We start from the raw sequence: 18,976 nt of genomic DNA on the forward strand, positions 1-18,976 counted from the left end.
CCCGTATGAACGACACCTTTCAATTCTGCCAGGGTGGCACAGCGCTTCAGGTTCGCAGGTCGACCAGGAGCGGCGGGACGTGCTCCCCGCGTACCCCGGTCAGGGACAGTACGGCATGACCGGGGGGCACGGCGTGCGCCAGATCGGAGGCGGACCAGCGCTGCCGCTCGACCTCCCGCACGGTGACCGCCTCGGCCGTCGCCGCCTTGCCGGTGACCAGGCGACGGAGGAAGTGCAGCGCCTTGGTGAGCGGCTCGTCGGAGATGATCTGCCGGTTGGTGACGTCCCGTGTCTGCACCCATTCGGTGCCCCAGGTCTCGGCGAACCGCCCACCGTCCCAGGGCGCGATCCCGGCGAACGCCATCCTGCACCCCACCGCGCCCAGCAGGGGGCCGCGCAGCGCCTCGGGCACGTCCTCCAGGGTCCGCAGCGCCAGGACGACGCCCGCGTGGGCCGAGCGCAACCGCTGGATCGCGCGCACCGAGTCGGCGGTGACCGTGTACGTGGCGTCGTCGAGGACCAGGCAGGCGAACAGGGACCGGTCCGCCCGGCCCAGCGCCGCCTCGGTGAACTGGGCCAGCAGCAACCGGGCGACGATCCGGGACGCCTCGGCGTGCCCGCGCTCGGGGAGGTCGACGCGGACGCGCAGCGGGTGCTCGATGGCGCGCAGCGAGAAGCGGCGCCCTTCGGTGTCGGTGCGGAAGAACCGCGCGAACGCGGGCCGGTCGAGGAACGCGATCCGCTCCGCCAGCAGCACCCCGATGTCGTCGCCCCGCTCGGCCTGCCGCTCCCGGGCGTCCAGCTCGCGCAGCTGGGCCGGGTCGCCGGCCACGGCCGCGCGCAGTTTGGCCAGCGCCCTGGGCGCCCCGCCGAGCAGCTCGCGCAGCTCGGGTACTTCCGGGAAGTGGCCGTGCGCGGCGCGGTAGGGGCCGATGAGCTGGGCCAGCGCGGTGGCGGCGCGGCGGCTGTCGGGCACGAGGTCGCCGACGAGCGCCTCGGCGAGCATCCGGGCGGCCTCGTCGGGGTCGTCGGCTCCGCCGTACAGATCGAGGTCGTGGGTGGAGTCGGGGCGGCCCACGGAGACGACGAGGTCGAACGCCTGGTCGGGGGCGAGGGAGGTGCCGTGGGCGGTCACCGCGACGACGGCGGCGCGGTTGGCGAGCGCCTGGAGGCACAGGGACTCGACGACCGGGCGGATCAGCCGGACGGTCTTGCCGGAGCCGGCGGGCCCGACGGCGAGGAGCGAGGTGCCGAGCACGGCGGGCTCCAGCGCGACGCCCGTCGTGCGGCGGGCGTAGGGGTTGCGGGGATGGTCGGCCGCGGTGCCGATGCGCACCTGGGCGGTGGCCAGGTCGTGCGCGGCGGTGCGGACGGGAAGGTCGCGCACGCCCGAGGGGTGCGCGCACGCGGCGGGTCCGTGGGCGCGCACGGCGTCGGTGAACGCGGCGAGCCGGTCGGGGTGGGTCCGTACGCCCTGCCAGGCGCGCCGGATGCGGGCGTAGTCGACGTCACGCAGGGTCCCGGACCGGGTGGCGTCGGCCAGCCGGGCGGCCGCGTCGGTGAGCCCGGCGTCGCGCAGCTCGGGCCAGTCGGCGGGGTCGGCGTCCGGGGGCGGCGGCGGGGGCGGGGCGTCCTTCTTCCTGGCGTAACGGCGCCAGATCTCCGGGACGTGCCCGATCCGGGCGAAGAACACCAGCAGGCCGCCGCCGACGACGGCGTAATAGACGTAGCTGGCCGTGGCCCAGGTGCCGGGTTCCGAGCGCCACTCGTCGGGCGTGAGCACGAGCAGCGGCCACAGCCAGTAGTAGCCCAGGTACCCGTTCCACAGCAGAGACCACAGGAGCCAGCCGCTGAGCAGGGCGATCACCGCGCCGGCGAACAGCCGCCGGGCGGGCACGGCCTCCGGTTCCTCCGCCGGGCGCGGCCGGTGCCCGAACCGCCACACGCCGGGCTCGGCGGGCGGGCGGGGCGCGCGCAGCCACTGGGCGGTGCCGCCGCCGGCGGGCGCCGGGGCGTGCCGGGGCGGAGGCGGCACGGGCGGTTTCGCGACGTGGCCGCGACGTGCCTCGTACGTACCGTCGGTCGTGCCGTCGGTGTCCATGAACCCCTGCCCCCTGACCAGCCAGGTCCCGTGCGTCTGTGCCCCGTCAATCTAGCCGTCCCGGCCGGGCTGTTCACCGACCTGTGGACAACTGCGGGGCGGCGGGTGTCCGGGGTGTGCCGGGCCGCTATGTCCGTCCCGGACAAGGACACGGCCCCGACCACTCCCGAACGGAGCATGCCCGCGACCCCCCACCACGCCTAGCCTGCGGAAGAAAGAGAAGCAGCGTCCGAAAGACCCCACCCCAGGAGCCCCGCATGACCGAAATCCCGCAGGAGCGCCGCGTCGTCACCGCCATCCCCGGCCCGAAGTCGCAGGAGCTTCAGGCCCGCCGCCTGTCCGCGGTCGCGGGCGGCGTGGGCTCCGTGCTGCCGGTCTTCACGACCCGTGCCGGTGGCGGCGTGATCGAGGACGTGGACGGCAACCGCCTGATCGACTTCGGTTCCGGTATCGCCGTGACCTCCGTGGGCGCCTCCGCCGAGGCCGTCGTGCGCCGGGCGAGCGCCCAGCTGGAGCAGTTCACCCACACCTGTTTCATGGTCACGCCGTACGAGGGCTACGTCGAGGTCTGCGAGGCGCTCGCCGAGCTCACCCCGGGCGACCACGCCAAGAAGTCCGCGCTGTTCAACAGCGGCGCCGAGGCGGTCGAGAACGCGGTCAAGATCGCCCGCTCGTACACCAAGCGCCAGGCCGTCGTCGTCTTCGACCACGGCTACCACGGCCGTACGAACCTCACGATGGCGCTGACCGCCAAGAACATGCCGTACAAGCACGGCTTCGGCCCGTTCGCGCCCGAGGTCTACCGCGTGCCGGTGGCGTACGGCTACCGCTGGCCGACCGGCGCCGAGAACTGCGGCCCCGAGGCCGCCGCACAGGCGATCGACCAGATCACCAAGCAGATCGGCGCCGAGAACGTCGCCGCGATCATCATTGAGCCGGTGCTGGGCGAGGGTGGCTTCATCGAGCCCGCCAAGGGCTTCCTGCCGGCGATCGTGAAGTTCGCCAACGACAACGGCATCGTCTTCGTCGCCGACGAGATCCAGTCCGGTTTCTGCCGGACCGGCCAGTGGTTCGCCTGCGAGGACGAGGGCGTCGTCCCCGACCTGATCACCACCGCCAAGGGCATCGCCGGCGGTCTGCCGCTGGCCGCCGTGACCGGCCGCGCCGAGATCATGGACTCCGTGCACGGCGGTGGCCTGGGTGGCACGTACGGCGGCAACCCGGTGGCCTGCGCCGGTGCGCTCGGCGCCATCGAGACGATGCGGGAGCTGGACCTCAACGGCAAGGCCAAGCGCATCGAGGAGGTCATGAAGGGCCGCCTCGCCGCCATGCAGGAGAAGTACGAGATCATCGGCGACATCCGCGGCCGCGGTGCCATGATCGCGATCGAGCTGGTGAAGGACCCGGCGACCAAGGAGCCGAACCCGGAGGCCGCCGGCGCGCTCGCCAAGGCCTGCCACGCCGAGGGCCTGCTGGTCCTGACCTGTGGCACCTACGGCAACGTGCTGCGTTTCCTCCCGCCGCTGGTGATCGGCGAGGACCTGCTGAACGAGGGCCTCGACATCATCGAGAACGCGTTCGCCGGCGTGTGACGCCCGGCGGCCGGTTGTGAAGAAGCCGTGGGGGGCCGATGGCGGGATGGAGATCCGCCTGTCGGCCCCCCGTTTCCTGCCGTACGGTTTCCGCAGATGAGAGAAACACCCCGTCCGCAGGGGACTGCGGACGGCTCCGGGACGGAGCCTCCCCAGCCTCGTCCTGGTCGTGCCCTCGCGCACACCACTGGAGCCCTCGGCTCCGGATCTCCTCACCGATCGGACGGTCGCCCGCCCCACACCCCCCGGGGCGCGCGGCACACCGGTCCGGCCGGCCGCCCCGGAACCACCCCCCCTGTTCCCGGGCGGCCGGCTCTTCTCCTGGCCCTGACCGTGATGCTGCCGGTCCTCTTCGGGCTGATCACCTGGCAGGTCGTGGCCCGCGGTCCGCTCGCCCGGCTCGACGAGCGGGCGAGCCGCGCGCTGGCCGGCCGGGGCCCCCAGCCGCTCGCCGAGCTCCTCGCCGACCTGGGCGCCACGTACGTCGCCCTGCCCGTCCTGGCCGTCGCCACGGCGTACGCGGTGTGGCGCGGGCACCGCGTCCGGGCGCTGTACGCGTGGCTCGCCATGGCGCTGGTCCCGGCGGTGGTCGTACCGCTGAAACTGCTCGTGGACCGGGCCGGCCCGCTCACCGCGGAGACCGGCTACTACCCGTCGGGCCACACCGCGACCGCGCTGGTGGCGTACGGCGGCGCGGCGCTGCTGGTCCACCGGCGCCTGGTGCCCGTCGCCGCGCTGCTGACGGCGGCGACGGGCACCGGGCTGGTCCTGCGGGGTTACCACTGGCCGCTGGACGTGGTCGCCGCCGCGTGCCTGTTCACCCTCCTCGGGCTCGCCGCCGGTCGGTTCACCCCCATCGGTACGCGTCGAAGTTCCGGGAGAACTCCCAGCCGCCGAACCGGTCCCAGTTGACCGACCAGGTCATCAGGCCGCGCAGCCCGGGCCAGGCGCCGTGCGTCCGGTACGTGCCGCAGTTCACCGTCCGCGTCAGGCAGTCGAGCGCCTTGTTCACCTCGGCCGGCGCGGTGTGGCCGTTGCCCGCCTGCGGGGAGGCCGGCAGGCCGATGGCGACCTGCTCGGGGCGCAGGGGCGGGAAGAACCGTTCGGCGTTGCCCGCCACCGGGAAGCCGGTGAGGAGCATGTCGGTCATGGCGATGTGGAAGTCGGCGGTGCCCATGGAGTGGTACTGGTTGTCCAGGCCCATGATCGGACCCGAGTTGTAGTCCTGGACGTGCAGCAGGGTGAGGGCGTCGCGCAGGGCGTGGATGACGGGAAGGTAGGCGCCGGCGCGCGGGTCCTGGCCGCCCCAGGGGCCGGAACCGTAGAACTGGTACCCGAGCTGGACGAAGAAGGTTTCGGGGGCCATGGTGAGCACGAAATCGGGGCCGTACTCGGCCTTCAGCGTCTTCAGCGCCGAGATCAGGTGGACGACGACCGGACTGGTCGGGTTGCGGAAGTCGGTGTCACCGGCGTTCAGGGACAGCGAGTGGCCCTCGAAGTCGATGTCGAGGCCGTCGAGACCGTACTCGTCGATGATCCGGGAGACCGACGAGACGAAGGTGTCGCGCGCCGCTGGGGTGGCGAGCTGCACCTGGCCGTTCTGGCCTCCTATGGAGATGAGCACCTTCTTGCCGGCGGCCTGCTTGGCCTTGACGGCGGCCTTGAACTCGGCGGCCGACTCGACGTTCGGGCACTCGGTCGGCGGGCAGAGGGCGAAGCGGATGTCGCCGGAGGTGACGGAGGTCGGTTCTCCGAAGGCCAGGTTGATGACGTCCCAGGAGTCGGGGACGTCGGCCATCCGCGTGTAGCCGGAGCCGTTGGCGAAGCTCGTGTGGAGGTAGCCCACCAGGGCGTGGGCGGGCAGGCCGCCGCCGGGCTGCCCGTCGCCGGGGGGCGTGGTCACGGTCACCCCGGGCGACAGGCCGGACTCACCGGCGGCGTTCACGGCGGTGACCTGGAAGGTGTACGGGGTGGCCGGCGCGAGGCCGGTGACGGTGGCCGAGGGGCCGGTCGCGGTCAGGACCCGGGTTCCGCCCCGGTAGACGTGGTACGAGGTCGCGCCGGTGACGGGCGACCAGGTGAGCGGCACGGTGGTCGCGGTGGGCCGGCCGGCGGTCAGCCCGGCGGGGACCGCGGGTGTCCGGACGGGGTCGCCGCCCGGGCCCACCAGCGAGATGTCGTCGGCGTGGTAGGCGCCGGTCCCGTACCAGCCGTGGGTGTGGAGGGTGACGGCGCGGGTGGCGGCGCCGGTGCGGAAGGTGGTGGTCAGCCGCTGCCAGTCGGGGGCGGACCGGGTCCAGGTGGAGACGTCGGTCGTGCCGGTGCCGGCCGCGCCGAGGTGGACGTAGCCGCCGCGCACCCAGCCGCTCAGCGTGTACGTGGAGTCCGGCTGCACGGCGACGGTCTGGACGCACCGGGCGTTGTCACTGCCCGCGGGGGTGGCCTGGAGGGCCTTGGAGCCGCCGTGCACGGGTGCGGTGACGACCGTCCCGCTGCCCGCCGAGCAGCTCCAGCCGTCCAGGCCCGCTTCGAAGCCTCCGTTGCGCGCGAGGTCGGTGTCGGCGGCGTGCGCGGCGGAGGTGAGGCCGCCGAGGGTGAGCAGGGCCGCGGCGAAGGCGGCGAAGGGCCTGAGGGAGGTGCGGTCCACAACTGCCTCCAGGAGTGGGGGAATCGGGGTGGCGCGCCGCACAACCTGGTCCAGACCAATCGGGTTGTCAAGACCTCTGACACCGCGCCGGCCCGTCCGTCACGGCTCCCGGCCGTCCGCCCGGCGGGCCGCCGCCTCGTGCAGCGCCAGCTCCAGCAGCGCCGGGTCGTTGAGGGTGCCCCGGCCGTCCGGCGGCACCAGCCAGCGCGTGGCGCCGGCCACCCGGCCCGGGTACGGGACGACGAGCCAGGTGCCGCGCCCGGCGGCCCGCGTCCCGGTGCCGACCCAGCGCGCCGCGGTGCCCACCGGGACGAAGAAGCCCGTGCGCGCGTCACCGGAGCCGGCGAGCACCGGACCGGGCCGGTCCACGAGCCGGCGCAGGACGTCGAGCGCGGGACGGCCCAGCCCGGCCGGAGTGATCAGCACGTCCCAGCGCAGGCCGGCGGGCAGGAGCGCCACCCCGAAGGGGTTGCGCTCCCACTCCGACCGGCAGGCGCCGGGATCCGGTGCCACCGCCGCCAGCCACTCCACCGCGGCCTTGGCCCCCGTATCAGTCATCGCCCGCTGCCTCCGTGTCCGTGGGTCACTGCCCGGGCGGGCAGTGCGTTCACACGGGGAGAGGGGGGCCCGCCGGGATCATTACGCGGCATCGGGCACCGGCGGGGTGGTGAAAGGGGGCGGTGGGGGCGCACACCCGGCGCGAAAGGCCGGTGGTCAGCTGTCGAAGCCGAGCCCGAGCCGGTCCAACGCCTTCAGCCACAAGTTCCGCCGTCCGCCGTTGGCGTCGGCCCGGGCCAGGGACCACTTGGTCAGCCCGATGCCCGCCCAGGCGATCGGCTCCGGCGGGAACGGCAGTGGCTTGGTGCGCACCATCTCCAGCTCGGTGCGCTCGGTCCGCTCCCCCGACAGCAGGTCGAGCATCACGTCCGCGCCGAACCGCGTCGCGCCCACACCGAGACCGGTGTAGCCCGCCGCGTAGGCGACACGGCCCCCGTGCGCGGTGCCGAAGAACGCCGAGAACCGGGAGCAGGTGTCGATGGCGCCGCCCCAGGCGTGGCTGAACCGCAGGCCCTCCAGCTGCGGGAAGCAGCGGAAGAAGTGCTCGGCGAGCTTGAGGTACGTCTCCGGCCGGTCGTCCCGTTCGGCGCTGACCCGCCCGCCGAACGGGTAGACGGCGTCGTAACCGCCCCACAGGACACGGTTGTCGGCGGAGAGCCGGAAGTAGTGGAACTGGTTCGCGCTGTCCCCGAGGCCCTGGCGGTTCTTCCAGCCGACGGACGCCAGTTGGGCGTCCGTCAGCGGCTCGGTCATCAGGGCGTAGTCGTAGACGGGGACCGTGTAGGCGCGTACCCGCCTGACCAGCGACGGGAAGACGTTGGTGCCGAGGGCGACGTGCCGGGCGAAGACCCGCCCGTAGGGCGTGCGGACGGCCATGCCGGCCCCCGCTCGGGCGAGCTCCAGACCCCGGGTGTTCTCGTACACACGGACGCCGAGGTCGGCGCAGGCCCGCTTGAGACCCCACGCCAGCCTGGCCGGGTGCAGCATGGCGACGCCGCGCCGGTCCCACAGCCCGCCCAGGAAGGTGGGCGAGTCGACCTGGGCGCGTACCGCGTCCCGGTCGAGCAGCTCAAGGCCGCCGGCGAGACCGAGGCGGTCGGCCTCCTCGTACATCGCGGTCAGCTCGGCCATCTGGTGCGGCTCGGTGGCCACGTCGATCTCGCCGGTCCGCTCGAAGTCGCAGTCGATGCCGTACGCGGAGACGGCCGCCTCGATGGCGTCGAGGTTGGCGTGGCCCAGCTCTTCGAGAGTGGCGAGCTCGTCCGGCCAGCGGGCGAGGCCGTTGCCCAAGCCGTGGGTGAGGGAGGCGGCGCAGAAGCCGCCGTTGCGGCCGGAGGCGGCCCAGCCCGCCTCCCGGCCCTCGATGAGGACGACGTCCCGCGCGGGGTCCCGCTCCTTGGCGAGGAGGGCGGTCCACAGGCCGCTGTAGCCGCCGCCCACGACCAGCAGGTCGCAGTGCTCGGTGCCGGTGAGGGCGGGCAGCGGGCCGGGCTTGCCGGGGTCTTCCAGCCAGAAGGGGACGGGCCGGGCGTCCGAGAGTGATCGTGCGGCACTACGCATGGCGACTGGGGCCATGGCTTCCAACTCCCTCAGGAACTCATGAGACGTCTGTGCGCTTGCGCCGGCCGGCCGCGACCTGGCCGGCCACCACCACCAGGACCGCGATGACGAACATCGCCGTGCCGATGACGTTGATCTGTACGGGCGTGCCGCGCTGCGCCGAGCCCCACACGAACATGGGGAAGGTCACGGTCGAGCCCGCGTTGAAGTTGGTGATGATGAAGTCGTCGAACGACAGGGCGAAGGCGAGCAGCGCGCCGGCCGCGATGCCCGGCGCGGCGATGGGCAGGGTGACCCGCAGGAAGGTCTGCACGGGACCGGCGTACAGGTCCCTGGCGGCCTCCTCCAGCCGGGGGTCCATGGACATCACGCGCGCCTTGACCGCCGTCACCACGAAGCTCAGGCAGAACATGATGTGGGCGATGAGGATCGTCCAGAAGCCGAGCTGGACGCCCATGTTGAGGAACAGGGTGAGCAGCGAGGCGGCCATGACGACCTCGGGCATCGCCATGGGCAGGAAGATCAGCGAGTTGATCGCGCCGCGCGCCCGGAAGCGGTAGCGGGCGAGCGCGAAGGCGATCATCGTGCCGAGCGCGGTGGCGCCGAGCGTCGCCCAGGCGGCGATCTGGAGGGACAGGGCGAGAGAGCCGCACAGGTCGGCGACGCCGCAGGGGTCCCGCCAGGCGTCCGTGGAGAACTCCCGCCAGGAGTAGTTGAAGCGTCCCGCCGGCCTGTTGAACGAGAACAGCATCACGACGACGTTCGGCAGGAGCATGTACGCGAGGGTCAGCAGACCCGCGATGACGACGAGGTTCTTGCGGAGCCGGCGCATCAGACCAGGTCCTCCGTTCCGGCCCGGCGGATGTAGACCGTGACCATGAGCAGCACGACGGCCATCAGGATGAAGGACAGCGCGGCGGCCGTCGGGTAGTCCAGCACCCGCAGGAACTGCGACTGGATGACGTTGCCGACCATCTTGGTGTCGGTCGAGCCGAGCAGTTCGGCGTTGACGTAGTCGCCGCTGGCCGGGATGAACGTCAGGAGCGTGCCCGACACCACGCCCGGCATCGACAGCGGGAAGGTCACCTTGCGGAAGGTGGTGGCGGGCGAGGCGTACAGGTCCTTCGCCGCCTCGTGCAGCCGCCCGTCGATCCGCTCCAGCGAGGTGTAGAGCGGCAGGATCATGAAGGGCAGGAAGTTGTACGTGAGGCCGCAGACCACCGCCATCGGCGTGGCCAGGACGCGGTCGCCCTGGGTCCAGCCGAGCCAGTTGGTGACGTCCAGGACGTGCAGGGCGTCCAGGGCGCCGACCAGGGCGCCGCCGTCCGCGAGGATCGTCTTCCAGGCCAGCGTCCGGATGAGGAAGCTGGTGAAGAACGGGGCGACGACCAGGACCAGCAGGAGGTTGCGCCAGCGGCCCGCCCTGAAGGCGATGAGGTACGCCAGCGGGTAGCCGAGCAGCAGGCACAGGAAGGTGGCGGTCCCCGCGTACACCAGGGAGCGGACGAACTGGGGCCAGTACTCGGCGAGGGCCTCCCAGTAGGTCGCGACGTGCCAGGTGACCCGGAAACCCTGCTCCAGGGTGCCGGTCTGCACGGAGGTGGAGGCCTGGTACACCATCGGCAGCGCGAAGAAGACGAGCAGCCAGAGGACGCCGGGCAGCAGCAGCCAGTACGGGACGAGCCGCTTGCGCGCGCTCCTGGTGCGCGCGGCGGGTGGCGCCGGGGTGGTGTCGGTGAGGGTCACGCCGCGTCCTCCGCCTCGTCCAGGCCCGCGTCGCCCACTGTCCCGGCGAGCACGGACTGGGCGGCGTCCAGGCCGAAGGTGTGCGCGGGGTTCCAGTGGAGGACGACCTCGGCGCCGGGGGCGAGCCGGGAGTCGCGCTCGATGTTCTGCTCGTACACCTGGAGGGCGGCGCCGGCGGGGCTGTCGACGACGTACTGGGTGGAGACACCGATGAAGGAGGTGTCGACGATCCGGCCGGTGACCCGGTTGCGTCCCCCGGCGATCGCGCCCGCGTCGTCGGCGTGGGCGAGCGTGATCTTCTCCGGGCGGACGCCGACGAGCAGCCTGCCGCCGGTCGTGGTGGGGGCCGAACACCGGTTCGCGGGCAGCCGCAGCGTGCCGCCGCCGGCCGTGACGACGACGTCCGAGGCGGCTTCGACGACCTCGGCCTCGATGAGGTTGGACGTGCCGAGGAAGTTGGCGACGAAGGTGGTGCGGGGGTTCTCGTAGAGGTCGGCGGGCGCGCCGAGCTGCTCGACCCGGCCGCCGTTCATCACCGCGACCGTGTCGGCCATGGTCATGGCCTCCTCCTGGTCGTGGGTGACGTGGACGAAGGTGATGCCGACCTCGGTCTGGATGCGCTTGAGCTCCAGCTGCATCCGGCGGCGCAGCTTGAGGTCGAGGGCGCCGAGTGGCTCGTCGAGGAGGAGCACCTGGGGGTGGTTGATGAGCGCGCGGGCGACGGCGACGCGCTGCTGCTGGCCGCCGGAGAGCTGGTGCGGTTTGTGACTCGCCTTGTCGCCGAGCTGGACGAGGTCGAGCATCTCGCCGACCTGCTTCTTCACCGAGGTGATGCCGCGCCGCCGGAGGCCGAAGGCGATGTTCTCGTAGATGTTCAGGTGCGGGAACAGGGCGTAGGACTGGAAGACGGTGTTGACCGGCCGCTTGTACGGGGGCAGGTCGGTGACGTCCCTGTCGCCGAGGAAGACGGTGCCCGTGGTGGGCTCCTCCAGGCCGGCGATCATGCGCAGGGTGGTGGTCTTGCCGCATCCGGAGGCGCCGAGCAGGGCGAAGAAGGAGCCCTGGGGGACGGTCAGGTCGAGCGGGTGCACGGCGGTGAAGGAGCCGTAGGACTTGCTGATCCCGGAGAGGCGGACGTCGCCGCCGGTGTGCGTGCTGTCAGTCATGGGTTCGCGATCCCAGGGGTTTCGAGGGGTGGACGGCGGCGGGCTCAGGCACCGATGAGCTTGGCGAACTTCTCCTCGTACGCCGTCTCTTCCTCACTGGTGAGGGAGCGGAAGGCGCGGGACTTCGCGGCCATCGCCTTGTCCGGGAGGATCAGGGTGTTGGACGCCAGCGCGGGGTCGATCCGGCTGAGTTCGTCGCGTACGCCGTCGACCGGGCAGACGTAGTTGATGTACGCGGCGAGCCGGGCGGCGTTCGGCAGCTCGTAGTAGTAGTCGATGAGCTTCTCCGCGTTGGTCTTGTGCCGTGCCTTGGCGGGGACCAGGAGGTTGTCGCTGGAGGTGATGTAGCCGGCGTTCGGGATCGCGAACCGGATGTCGGGGTTGTCGGCCTGGAGCTGGATGACGTCGCCGGCCCAGGCGAGACACGCGGCGAGGTCGCCCTTGGCGAGGTCGCCGGTGTAGTCGTTGCCGGTGAAGCGGCGGATCTGCTGGGTGTCGACGCCCTTCTGGAGGCGGCCGATCGCCGCGTCGTAGTCGGCGTCGGTGAACGCGCCCGGGTCCTTGCCCATGTCGATGAGGGTCATGCCGACCGAGTCGCGCATCTCGGAGAGGAACGCGACGCGTCCTTTGAGCCTGGGGTCGTCGAGGAGCTGGGTGACGGAGTCGACCGTGCGGCCGCCGGTGGCCTTCCTGTTGTACGCGATGACCGTGGAGATGCCGGTCCAGGGGTACGAGTAGGAGCGGCCCGGGTCCCAGTCGGGCCGGCGGAACTGGGACGACAGGTTGGCGTAGGCGTGGGGGAGGTTGGCCGGGTCGAGCTTCTGCGCCCAGCCGAGGCGGATGATGCGGGCGGCCAGCCAGTCCGTGACGCAGATCAGGTCGCGGCCGGTGTCCTGGCCGGCGGCCAGCTGCGGTTTGATCTTGCCGAAGAACTCGACGTTGTCGTTGATGTCCTCGGTGTACTTGACCGCGATCCCGGTGCGCTTGGTGAACGCCTCCAGCGAGGGGCGGGACTTCTCGTCGTCGCCGATGTCGATGTACTGGGTCCAGTTGGAGAAGCTGAGCCGCTTCTCCCGGGCCGAGAAGTCGGTGGAGGCGGGGCCGTCGCCCTCCCGCCCGGCGGGCGGGATGCCACAGGCGCCCAGACCGGCGACACCGCCGATCGTGAGCGCGCCGACGCCCGTGGCGCGCAGCATGGAACGGCGGGTGAGGGCTCCCCTGCCGTTCGTCAGGCTGCGCCGCATCGCGGCGACCTGGGCCGCGGACGGGCTGTCGGGCTCGTACTGCTCCATGCGCTGTGCCTTTCGGGTGTGGGGCGGCGGCCGTTGGTCGGGCGGACCGCTCTGGGCTATCGGTCCCCGAAGATCGTGCGGTGCCAGGGCTTCCGGGCGACCGCCGTGTTGTCGTACATCACATGCTTGACCTGCGTGTACTCCTCGAAGGAGTAGGTTGACATGTCCTTTCCGAAGCCGGAGGCCTTGTAGCCGCCGTGCGGCATCTCGCTGATGATCGGGATGTGGTCGTTGATCCAGACGCAGCCGGCCTTGATCTCGCGGGTGGCGCGGCCGGCGCGGTACACGTCACGGGTCCAGGCGGAGGCGGCGAGGCCGTAGGGCGTGTCGTTGGCCAGGGCCAGGCCCTCCTCGTCGCTGTCGAAGGGCAGGACGACGAGGACGGGGCCGAAGATCTCGGCCTGGACGATCTCGCTGTCCTGGGCCGCGCCGGTGATCAGGGTGGGCCGGTAGTGGGCGCCACCGCCCCCGGGCGCCGCCCCGCCGGTGACCACGGTGGCGTACGCGCGGGCACGGTCGACGAAGGCGGCGACGCGGTCGCGCTGGGCGTGGCTGATGAGCGGGCCGAGGTCGGTGTCCTCGTCGAAAGGGTCGCCGACGCGGACGGTGGCCATCAGGTCGGCGACCTGCTCCACGAACGCGTCGTACAGCGGGCGCTGGACGTACGCGCGCGTGGCGGCGGTGCAGTCCTGGCCGGTGTTGATCAGCGCGCCGGCGACCGCGCCGTGCACCGCGGCCTCCAGGTCGGCGTCGTCGAAGACCACGAAGGGTGCTTTGCCGCCGAGTTCGAGGTGCAGCCGCTTGACGGTGGAGGTGGCGATCTCGGCGACCCGCCGCCCGACGGCGGTGGAGCCGGTGAACGACGTCATGGCGACGTCCGGGTGCCCCACGAGGTGCTCCCCCGCGTCCCTCCCCGCGCCCGTGACGATGTTGACGACGCCGTCGGGGATACCCGCGTCGGTGGCGGCCGACGCGAACATCAGGGAGGTGAGCGGGGTGAGTTCGGCGGGCTTGAGCACGATGGTGTTGCCCGCCGCGACGGCCGGGAGGACCTTCCACGCCGCCATCTGCAGCGGGTAGTTCCAGGGCGCGATGGACCCGATGACGCCGATCGGCTCGCGGCGGACGTACGAGGTGTGGTCACCGCTGTACTCGCCGGCCGACTGGCCCTGGAGGTGGCGCGCGGCCCCGGCGAAGAAGGCCGTGTTGTCGACCGTGCCGGGTACGTCGAACTCGCGCGTCAGCCTGATGGGTTTGCCGCACTGGAGGGACTCGGCGTGGGCGAAGTCCTCCGCCCGCTCGGCCAGCAGGGCGGCGAACCGGTGCATCGCGTCCGACCGCTCGCCCGGGGTCGCGCCCGCCCAGCCGGGCAGCGCGTCGCGGGCCGCGGCGACGGCGTCGTCGACGTCGGCGGTGGAGGCGAGGACGTAGTCGAGGATCTTCTCCCCGGTCGCGGGATCGACGACGGTGTGCGCCCGGCCCGACGTGCCGGGCCGCGGTCGCCCTCCGATGTACTGCGCCCCGGCCGCGAAGCGGTCGAGTCCCTGGAAGGAGTTGTCCATGACGCTCTCCGTTGTCCCGGCTCGAATTGAGTGCCGATCCTGACAGAGGAGGTGCGGGGCAACAAGGGATTCCGTTGTTGCCTTTTGGTTACGCGACGGAATCGGTCGACCATGTGTCGGGTGGCCGCCGGAATCTCCGTACGTTGTGTCCGTGGTGACTGCCAGACTGGCGTGCATGGAACGGATCCACGAGCTGATCGAGCAGGTCAGCACGGGTAAGCGCGTGAAATTCCTGCACTTCTGGGGGCACACCCCGAAGCGGGACGGGACGCTCGGCGGGCACTGCCTGAGCCAGTGGTGGCCGTCGCCCTTCACCGTCGACGGCGTGGAGTACGCGACCGCGGAGCACTGGATGATGGCGTCCAAGGCCCGGCTGTTCGGCGACGCGGACGCCGAGCGGGCGGCCGTCGGGGCGCCGAACCCCGCGCTCGCGAAGGAGGCCGGCCGGCTGGTGCGCGGCTTCGACGAGACGACGTGGAAACGGGAGCGGTTCGGGATCGTCGTGAAGGGCAGCGAGCACAAGTTCGCCTCGGACCCGGACCTGCGGGCGTTCCTGCTGTCGACGGGCGACCGGGTCCTGGTGGAGGCGAGCCCGGTGGACCGCGTGTGGGGCATCGGCCTGGCCGCCGACGACCCGCACGCGCAGTCCCCCGCCCGTTGGCGTGGCCTGAACCTGCTGGGCTTCGCCCTGATGGACGCCCGTGCGGCACTGGCGGCCACGGCCGCGCCCTGACGCGCGGGCAGATGGCCGGGCCGGCCGGGTCAGCGGTGGCTCGTGACCACCAGCGAGGTGTCGAAGGAGTCGCCGCCGCGCTCGTCCCGCTGGTCGGACCGGTCGGCGGCGGTCGTGATCGTCCAGATCATGGCCGCCAGGAACGCGCCGCCGACCACGATGCCCACCGCGCCCAGGATGATCCCGGCGAGCGCGACACCGTGGTTGTCGGCCTCGCCCCGCTGGGCCTTCTTGCGGCCCAGGACGCCGAAGACCAGCGCCAGGACTCCCAGAACGACGCCCAGGCCCCACAGGCAGAAGAGCACCACGGAGATGATGCCGAGGACCAGCGCGGTGACACCCAGGCCGTTGGACGGCGCCTGCTGCCAGCCGGGCCCGGCGTAGGTGCCGTAGCCGGGATAGCCGGGGTAGCCGTACGCCCCGGCGGGCTGCGTGGCGGCGGGGTGGCCGGGGTAGCCGTAGGTCCCGGCGGGCGGGGCGGGGGCGGGGTAGCCGTACGGACCCGGCACGGGCGTACCGGGGCCGCCCGGGGCTATCGGGGGCGGCGGCAGCTCACCGCCGGGTCCCGGGCCCGGCACCGACGTCACCGTGGGCTGGTCGTGGACCCCCGGCGGGCGCGGCGGCGGCTGGTGGGGCGGCGGTTCGACACGGTCCTGGGGCGGCCTGCCCGAGGGCGGAGCCCATGGGTCGTTCGCGTCGCTGGTCTCTGGCACGGGCCCTCCCCCATCGTGTCCGGTCATGCTAACGGCCGACCTACGATGATCCCTGACCAGCCCGGCGAGCGACCCGTACACGGAGGACCTCCGATGACCGATCTGCACCCCTTCATCGCGGGGCTGCCCAAGGCCGAACTGCACGTCCACCACGTCGGCTCGGCCTCGCCCCGGATCGTCGCCGAGCTGGCCGCCCGCCACCCCGACTCCAGGGTGCCCACCGACCCCGAGGCGCTGGTCGACTACTTCACCTTCACCGACTTCGCCCACTTCATCGAGGTGTACCTGTCGGTGGTGGACCTCATCCGCACCCCCGAGGACGTGCGGCTGCTGACGTTCGAGGTCGCCCGCGACATGGCGCGGCAGAACATCCGGTACGCGGAGCTCACCATCACGCCCTTCAGCTCCACCCGGCGCGGCATCGACGAGAAGGCGTTCATGGCCGCCATCGAGGACGCCCGCCTCGCCGCCGAGACCGAGCTCGGCGTCATCCTGCGCTGGTGCTTCGACATCCCCGGCGAGGCCGGCCTGGAGGCGGCCGAGGAGACCGCGCGGCTCGCGGTGGACCTGCGGCCCGAGGGCCTGGTGTCGTTCGGGCTCGGCGGCCCGGAGATCGGCGTACCGCGCCCGCAGTTCAAGCCGTACTTCGACCGCGCCATCGCCGCCGGTCTGCACTCCGTCCCCCACGCCGGCGAGACGACCGGCCCGGAGACCGTCTGGGACGCCCTGACCGCACTGCGGGCCGAGCGCATCGGCCACGGCACCAGCTCCACCCGGGACCCCCGGCTGCTGGCGCACCTCGCCGAGCACCGCATCGCCCTGGAGGTGTGCCCGACGTCCAACATCGCCACCCGTGCCGTCGCGCGCCTCGACGAGCACCCCCTCAAGGAGATGGTCGACGCCGGCGTGCTGGTCACCATCAACTCCGACGACCCGCCCATGTTCGGCACCGACCTCAACAACGAGTACGCGGTCGCCGCCCGCCTCCTCGGCCTCGACGAGCGGGGCCTCGCGGAGCTGGCCGCGAACGCGGTGGAGGCGTCGTTCCTCGACCCGGCGGGCAAGGCCAGGATCGCCGCCGAGATCGAGAGCTACACCACCGAGTGGCTCCGCCGCTGATGCCCCGGCCGCCGCTCCCCCGCCCGGTCACGGCCGTCGGCCACCGGGGCGACCCGTACCGCGTCCGCGAGAACACGCTCGCCTCGCTCCGCTCGGCCTTCGCCCGCGGCGCCGACGCGGTGGAGATCGACGTACGGCTCACCAGGGACGGCGTCCCGGTGCTGCTGCACGACGACTCGCTGAAGCGCCTGTGGGGCGCAGACCTGCCACTGGAGCGGGTCACGCTGGACCGGCTGCGCGCGCTGACCGGCCCGGAGGGCGTGCCGACCCTGGGCGAGGCGCTGGAGGCGGTCGGCGACCGACGGGTGATGATCGACCTGCCGGGCGCCACCGAGCGGTCGGTCGGCGCGATCGTCGGCACCGTCCACGAGTGCGGCGCGGGCGACCGCGTGTACTACTGCTCCAGCGCCGAGGCCATGCTGCTGGTCCGGGCCGCCGACCCGGGCGCCGAGATCGCCCTGACGTGGACCACCCTCGCCCCGCCCCGCCGGGTGCTGCTCGACGCGGTGGCGCCGCGCTGGCTCAACTACCGTTTCGGGCTGGTCGGTCGGGCGCTGGCGGACCGCGTCCACCGGGACGGGCTGCTGATCTCGACCTGGACGGCCGACACCCGCAGAACCATGCGTAGGCTGATCGCCGACGGGGTGGACTCGATCACCACCAACCGCGTGGACGCGCTGAGCGCCGTACTGAAGGGAAACCGCACGTGACCCCGGACAGCACAGGCAGGATCCGCACCGACATCGCGCACAACGCCCGCGTCTGGAACTACTGGCTCGGCGGCAAGGACAACTACCCGGTCGACCGCGAGGTCGGCGACCAGGTCGTCGCCATGTACCCGAGCATCGGCGAAGTCGCCCGCGCCGACCGGGCGTTCCTCGGCCGGGCCGTCACCTACCTGGCCGGTGAGGCCGGCGTGCGGCAGTTCCTGGACGTCGGCACGGGCCTGCCGACCGTCGACAACACGCACGAGGTCGCGCAGCGCATCGCCCCCGACGCCCGGGTCGTGTACGTCGACAACGACCCGATCGTGCTCACGCACGCCCGCGCCCTGCTCACCGGCTCCCCGGAGGGCGTGACCGAGTACATCGACGCGGACGCCCACCGCCCGGACCGGATCGTGGAGGCCGTGCGCCCGATCCTGGACCTGGACCGGCCCGTCGCCGTGATGATGCTCGGCATCCTCAATTTCGTGCTGGACACGGACGAGGCCCGTTCGATCGTGCGGACGCTGATGGCGGCGGTGCCGTCCGGCAGCCATCTGGTGCTGACGCACCCGACCCTGGAGCTGGGCGGCGAGGGCAACGCCGAGGCGATGGAGTTCTGGAACAAGAACGCCACGCCGCCCATCACCGCGCGCAGCCGGGCCGAGTTCGCCTCGTTCCTGGACGGCCTGGAGGTGCTGGAGCCGGGCATCGTGTCGTGCGCGAGGTGGCGGCCCCCGGCGGCGGACGCGGCGGAGGGGGCGGACGCGGCGGAGGTGGCGCAGTTCGGCGCGGTCGCGCGCAAGCCCTGACCCGCGCGGCCCGCCGGCGGGCCCGGACCCACCGGCGGGAGCCCGTGACCGAGTGGATCACACGGGCAGCGTGCGTGCGCTGAGCACCGGCGCGGTCAGCGCCTCCAGCCGCTTGATCATGCGGCGTACGACGAGCAGCGGGATGACGCCGAAGACCCCGAAGGACATGTCGATCAGCGTCCAGTAAAACGGGATGTCCCGGATGGGGCCGCAGATCAGCGCGAGCGGGATGATCCCGGCGCAGGCGATCATGCCGAACTCGATGACCCAGACGTTGCGCACGGGGTCGCGGTAGGGGCCGTAGAAGGCGACGGCGATGACGAGGTGCGCGAACGCGAGCCAGTCGGTCCCGTACAGGAGGAAGGGGTACTGCCGGTCGGCGGTGTCGACGCCGGCGCGGACGCGCTCGATCCACTCCTGGAGGCCGGGGAAGGCGTCGGCGACGGGGGACGCCCAGCCGCGCAGGGCGTCTTCGAGGAGGCGCAGTTCGGTGACGAGCGGGAAGGCCGTCGCCCCGCTCAGCACCAGACAGACGATGAAAACCACCAACCACACGCGTATGCGCCGCAACAGGGCGCGGGTCTCGCTCATGTCCGCAGCGTACGCCCGGGTTTACGCGCTTTTTACCGCGGGTCCCGTACCGTGCGTCCGCCCTCCGCGCCGGGGTCGCC

General features: G+C 72.4%; 17 protein-coding genes. 6 read left to right on the forward strand and 11 right to left on the reverse strand.

The features are described from left to right. Positions 1 to 46: 46 nt before the first annotated feature. Entirely contained in the window at positions 47 to 2,101 is a 2,055-nt protein-coding gene (locus tag IE109_RS16455; RefSeq protein ID WP_189551648.1) for a type IV secretory system conjugative DNA transfer family protein, read from the reverse strand. A 257-nt stretch (positions 2,102 to 2,358) separates the two neighbouring features. On the opposite strand from IE109_RS16455, the gene gabT reads away from it, so the two are divergent. Next, entirely contained in the window at positions 2,359 to 3,693 is a 1,335-nt protein-coding gene (gene gabT / locus IE109_RS16460; RefSeq protein WP_189551649.1) for a 4-aminobutyrate--2-oxoglutarate transaminase, read from the forward strand. 336 nt (positions 3,694 to 4,029) lie between these two features. Beyond that, positions 4,030 to 4,605, forward strand: coding sequence for a phosphatase PAP2 family protein (locus tag IE109_RS16465; protein WP_373297718.1), 576 nt, complete (start codon positions 4,030 to 4,032; stop codon positions 4,603 to 4,605). On the opposite strand, the gene IE109_RS16470 is transcribed toward IE109_RS16465, so the two are convergent. The 8 genes from IE109_RS16470 to IE109_RS16505 form a co-directional block, all read right to left on the reverse strand. Continuing rightward, positions 4,541 to 6,340, reverse strand: coding sequence for a chitinase (locus tag IE109_RS16470; protein WP_189551651.1), 1,800 nt, complete (start codon positions 6,338 to 6,340; stop codon positions 4,541 to 4,543). The genes IE109_RS16465 and IE109_RS16470 overlap by 65 nt on opposite strands. A gap of 99 nt (positions 6,341 to 6,439) precedes the next feature. Then, positions 6,440 to 6,898, reverse strand: coding sequence for a hypothetical protein (locus tag IE109_RS16475; protein ID WP_189551652.1), 459 nt, complete (start codon positions 6,896 to 6,898; stop codon positions 6,440 to 6,442). Positions 6,899 to 7,054: 156 nt separating this feature from the next. Next, positions 7,055 to 8,473, reverse strand: a complete 1,419-nt coding sequence (locus tag IE109_RS16480; protein ID WP_189551653.1) for an NAD(P)/FAD-dependent oxidoreductase — start codon at positions 8,471 to 8,473, stop codon at positions 7,055 to 7,057. A gap of 22 nt (positions 8,474 to 8,495) precedes the next feature. Continuing rightward, positions 8,496 to 9,290, reverse strand: coding sequence for an ABC transporter permease (locus IE109_RS16485; protein ID WP_189551654.1), 795 nt, complete (start codon positions 9,288 to 9,290; stop codon positions 8,496 to 8,498). Beyond that, positions 9,290 to 10,204, reverse strand: a complete 915-nt coding sequence (locus IE109_RS16490) for an ABC transporter permease (RefSeq protein WP_189551655.1) — start codon at positions 10,202 to 10,204, stop codon at positions 9,290 to 9,292. The genes IE109_RS16485 and IE109_RS16490 overlap by 1 nt, the downstream gene beginning before the upstream one ends. Next, on the reverse strand, positions 10,201 to 11,370 hold the full coding sequence (locus IE109_RS16495) for an ABC transporter ATP-binding protein (protein WP_189551656.1): 1,170 nt from the start codon (positions 11,368 to 11,370) through the stop codon (positions 10,201 to 10,203). The genes IE109_RS16490 and IE109_RS16495 overlap by 4 nt, the downstream gene beginning before the upstream one ends. A gap of 44 nt (positions 11,371 to 11,414) precedes the next feature. Continuing rightward, a complete protein-coding gene (locus tag IE109_RS16500; protein ID WP_189551657.1) occupies positions 11,415 to 12,662 on the reverse strand; it encodes a polyamine ABC transporter substrate-binding protein in 1,248 nt (415 codons plus the stop codon). 56 nt (positions 12,663 to 12,718) lie between these two features. Then, the gene (locus tag IE109_RS16505; RefSeq protein ID WP_189551658.1) at positions 12,719 to 14,224 is read right to left on the reverse strand and encodes a gamma-aminobutyraldehyde dehydrogenase; all 1,506 of its coding nucleotides are present in this window, start codon (positions 14,222 to 14,224) and stop codon (positions 12,719 to 12,721) included. 175 nt (positions 14,225 to 14,399) lie between these two features. On the opposite strand from IE109_RS16505, the gene ybiA reads away from it, so the two are divergent. After that, complete coding sequence (gene ybiA / locus IE109_RS16510) at positions 14,400 to 14,957, forward strand: riboflavin biosynthesis intermediates N-glycosidase (protein WP_189551659.1); 558 nt, start codon at positions 14,400 to 14,402, stop codon at positions 14,955 to 14,957. A 29-nt stretch (positions 14,958 to 14,986) separates the two neighbouring features. Here ybiA and IE109_RS16515 read toward each other — a convergent pair whose 3' ends face one another. Continuing rightward, positions 14,987 to 15,670: a DUF4190 domain-containing protein gene (locus tag IE109_RS16515; protein ID WP_229891136.1), complete on the reverse strand. Its 684-nt coding sequence runs from the start codon at positions 15,668 to 15,670 to the stop codon at positions 14,987 to 14,989. A gap of 93 nt (positions 15,671 to 15,763) precedes the next feature. On the opposite strand from IE109_RS16515, the gene IE109_RS16520 reads away from it, so the two are divergent. The 3 genes from IE109_RS16520 to IE109_RS16530 are packed head-to-tail and all read left to right on the forward strand — an operon-like array spanning position 15,764 to position 18,305. Next, positions 15,764 to 16,789 (forward strand): adenosine deaminase, encoded by a 1,026-nt coding sequence (locus IE109_RS16520; RefSeq protein WP_189551661.1) that lies wholly within the window; start codon positions 15,764 to 15,766, stop codon positions 16,787 to 16,789. Then, complete coding sequence (locus IE109_RS16525; protein ID WP_189551889.1) at positions 16,789 to 17,499, forward strand: glycerophosphodiester phosphodiesterase; 711 nt, start codon at positions 16,789 to 16,791, stop codon at positions 17,497 to 17,499. Before IE109_RS16520 ends, IE109_RS16525 begins: the two co-directional genes overlap by 1 nt. After that, a complete protein-coding gene (locus tag IE109_RS16530) occupies positions 17,496 to 18,305 on the forward strand; it encodes an SAM-dependent methyltransferase (RefSeq protein WP_189551662.1) in 810 nt (269 codons plus the stop codon). The genes IE109_RS16525 and IE109_RS16530 overlap by 4 nt, the downstream gene beginning before the upstream one ends. 57 nt (positions 18,306 to 18,362) lie before the next feature. Here IE109_RS16530 and IE109_RS16535 read toward each other — a convergent pair whose 3' ends face one another. Continuing rightward, positions 18,363 to 18,896, reverse strand: coding sequence for a hypothetical protein (locus IE109_RS16535; protein ID WP_189551663.1), 534 nt, complete (start codon positions 18,894 to 18,896; stop codon positions 18,363 to 18,365). Positions 18,897 to 18,976: the final 80 nt, after the last annotated feature.

This window comes from Streptomyces lavendofoliae (genome assembly GCF_014649735.1).
Taxonomy (GTDB): domain Bacteria; phylum Actinomycetota; class Actinomycetes; order Streptomycetales; family Streptomycetaceae; genus Streptomyces; species Streptomyces lavendofoliae.